The 2,635-nt window shown below is 69.2% G+C and carries 4 protein-coding genes and 1 pseudogene; 2 read left to right on the forward strand and 3 right to left on the reverse strand.

Annotated elements, in window-relative coordinates:
- The 3 genes and pseudogenes from VFZ39_RS03370 to VFZ39_RS03380 form a co-directional block, all read right to left on the reverse strand.
- Nucleotides 1–134 (reverse strand): annotated as a pseudogene (locus VFZ39_RS03370) (anthranilate phosphoribosyltransferase); the annotation flags it as partial.
- Between the two features lie 19 nt (nucleotides 135–153).
- Nucleotides 154–588, reverse strand: a complete 435-nt coding sequence (locus VFZ39_RS03375) for a hypothetical protein (RefSeq protein WP_414690255.1) — start codon at nucleotides 586–588, stop codon at nucleotides 154–156.
- Between the two features lies 1 nt (nucleotide 589).
- The gene (locus VFZ39_RS03380; protein WP_330864312.1) at nucleotides 590–1,513 is read right to left on the reverse strand and encodes a cytochrome c oxidase assembly protein; all 924 of its coding nucleotides are present in this window, start codon (nucleotides 1,511–1,513) and stop codon (nucleotides 590–592) included.
- A 91-nt stretch (nucleotides 1,514–1,604) separates the two neighbouring features.
- Here VFZ39_RS03380 and VFZ39_RS03385 point away from each other — a divergent pair, with 91 nt between their 5' ends.
- Both VFZ39_RS03385 and VFZ39_RS03390 read left to right on the forward strand, forming a co-directional pair.
- Complete coding sequence (locus tag VFZ39_RS03385; RefSeq protein WP_330864314.1) at nucleotides 1,605–2,225, forward strand: cytochrome c oxidase subunit 3; 621 nt, start codon at nucleotides 1,605–1,607, stop codon at nucleotides 2,223–2,225.
- 21 nt (nucleotides 2,226–2,246) lie between these two features.
- A partial coding sequence (locus VFZ39_RS03390; RefSeq protein WP_330864313.1) for a c-type cytochrome occupies nucleotides 2,247–2,635 on the forward strand: 389 nt, incomplete at its 3' end.

Below are 2,635 nucleotides of genomic sequence, written 5' to 3' on the forward strand. Positions count from 1 at the left end.
ACGGCGAACCCGGCGATCTGGGCGGGGGTCGCCTCACCCGCGACGATCTGGCCCATCGCCCAGGCGGTCTGGCTCGGGGCGAGGTCCTGGCGGGCGACCAGCGCGGAGATCAGCTCCGGCCAGGTGTGCGTCATCAGCCCGACCCGTGCGGGATCAGCTCGTGGCGGGGACTCGCGAGCGCAGCAGGCCCACGACGGCGTCCGCCAGCTGGATGGGGTCGATCGGGTGCGGCACCACAGCGTCCGCGCGCGACCAGGTCGCGAGCCAGGCGTCCTGCACCCGTCCGGTCAGCACCAGCAGCGGCGGGCACTGGTAGATCTCGTCCTTGAGCTGCTTGGCGATGCCCATGCCGCCTGCGGGGACGGCCTCGCCGTCGAGGATGGCGAGCGCGATGCCGCCGGCGTCCATGTTCTGGATCACGACCGGTTCGGTGGCGACCTCGACGTACTCCAGCTCCGGCAGGTCCGGGTGCGGTCGCCGGCCGAGCGCGAGGATCACCTGTTGCCGGGTGTTGATGTCGTCGGAGTAGACGAGCACCTTCAGCGAGGCAGGCTTGCCGGATGCTGCGTGGTCGGTCACGGCCCGCATGCTACCCGTCTTCGGCGGACCCCCGACCTCGTGCCTCCAGCAGGTCCAACCGCCGGTCCTCGCGGGCGGCCTCGCGGATCGAGGACCGCACCCACTGCGCGAACAGCACGGCGAAGAGGATCAGCCCGATGAAGTCGCCGCTCCCCCACAGGATCCCGCCGGCGAGGTACTGGTCGTCGAGCGGGTCAGGCAGCCAGGCGCCCATCGGCCCCTCGTGGAGCAAGGGGTACCAGTAGCCGCCGAGCAGGCTCGACTGGCCCATGATCGTGACGCCGAGGAACGCGTGGAAGGGCAGCGTCAGGAACACCAGAAGCACCCGGAAGACGTGCGGCACCCGGCCCGGGACGGGGTCGATCCCCACCAACGGCCAGAAGAAGAGCGTCCCGACGATCACGAGGTGCACGTGCATCATCTCGTGCACGTACGTCGACTCCAGCGACGCCAGGTACCAGCCGGAGAAGTAGAGCGCCCACGGTGACACGACGTAGAGCGCGAGGGTGAGGGGCGGGAACGTGAGCACCTTGGCGACCCGGGAGTGCAGCACCACCAACAGCCACCGGCGCGGTCCCTTCGGCAGCGTCCGGAGCGCCAGTGTCACCGGTGCGCTCAGCGCGAGGGCGAGCGGCACGATCATCGACAGCACCATGTGCTGGACCATGTGGACGCTCAGCAGCGTCGTGTCGTACGCCGCGATGCCCGACATGGTCGCCAGGACGAACGCGGCCATGCCGACCGTGAAGGCGAGCGTGCGGCCCCACGGCCAGCGGTCGCCGCGGCGCCGCATCGTGAGGATCCCGAGCGCGTAGAAGCCGACCGCCCACACCGTCAGGACGAACGGCAACGGGGCCAGCGACCAGTCCGTCAGCGCTCGTGAGAACGTGAACGCAGGCAGGTCGAGCGGAGCTCCATCAGCGACACCCACCACGCTTCGAACAATATGTCCCGACCGAACCGGGGGTCGGGGTGCCCTCGGGGGCGGCTACCGACATAATGGCCGCGTGGCGACTGCAGCAGCGATCCCGGCCTCCCGACTTCACGGGCACCATGACCGCCCGAGCATGGTCAGCGTAGGGACCATCATCTGGCTCTCGAGCGAGCTGATGTTCTTCGCGGCGCTGTTCGCCTCGTACTTCACGATCCGCGCCGTGTCCGAGGACCTCTGGGCCCAGAACACCGCACTCCTCGACATCCCGTTCGCCACCGCGAACACCACGGTCCTGGTGCTGTCGTCGGTGGCCTGCCAGCTCGGAGTGTTCGCCGCCGAGCGCGGCCAGGTCGGGCGGTCCGGCTCGCTAGTCCAGGTCGGCAAGTGGGGCCTGCGCGAGTGGTTCATCCTCACCTACGCCATGGGCGCGGTCTTCATCGCCGGCCAGGCCATCGAGTACGCCACGCTGATCCAGGAAGGCGTCACGATCCAGGCGTCGGCGTACGGCACGATGTTCTACCTCACCACCGGCTTCCACGGCCTCCACGTCACCGGCGGGCTGATCGCCTTCCTGTTCGTGCTCGGCCGCACCTACATCGCACGCAAGTTCACCCACGAGCAGGCGGTCAGCGCCATCGTCGTGTCCTACTACTGGCACTTCGTCGATGTCGTCTGGATCGGGCTGTTCGCGACCATCTACCTCGTCAAGTAGCCCGCCGACCAAGGACCTGATGTGCGCTTCCTGAACCGCTCTGTTGATGGCTGGGCCGGCCGGCTCTCGCGCCACCGCCGCGGACCGCTCGCCGGTTTCCTGGTGCTCGTCCTGGGGCTGCTGATGATGGGCGGTCTGTACGCCACGTTCTCGCCGGCCCAGGCGCAGGACCAGCAGACCGACCAGGAGCTCGTCGACCAGGGGCGCAAGCTGTTCACCGTGAACTGCTCGTTCTGCCACGGGCAGAACGGCGAGGGCGTCAAGTCCATCGACGGCAACCAGCTCGGCCCGTCGCTCGTCGGCGTGGGCGCCGCCGCGGTCGACTTCCAGGTCGGCACCGGCCGGATGCCGGCCGCCCAGCCCGGCCAGCAGCTGCCCCGCAAGCCCGACGTCTTCTCGCAGGACGAGAT

The sequence above is a fragment of the Nocardioides sp. genome, from assembly GCF_036374615.1.
Taxonomy (GTDB): domain Bacteria; phylum Actinomycetota; class Actinomycetes; order Propionibacteriales; family Nocardioidaceae; genus Nocardioides.

Excerpts from the sequence above, each read along its gene's own strand:
- VFZ39_RS03375 (WP_414690255.1), bottom strand. The coding sequence starts at position 588 with ATGCGGGCCGTGACCGACCACGCAGCATCCGGCAAGCCTGCCTCGCTG.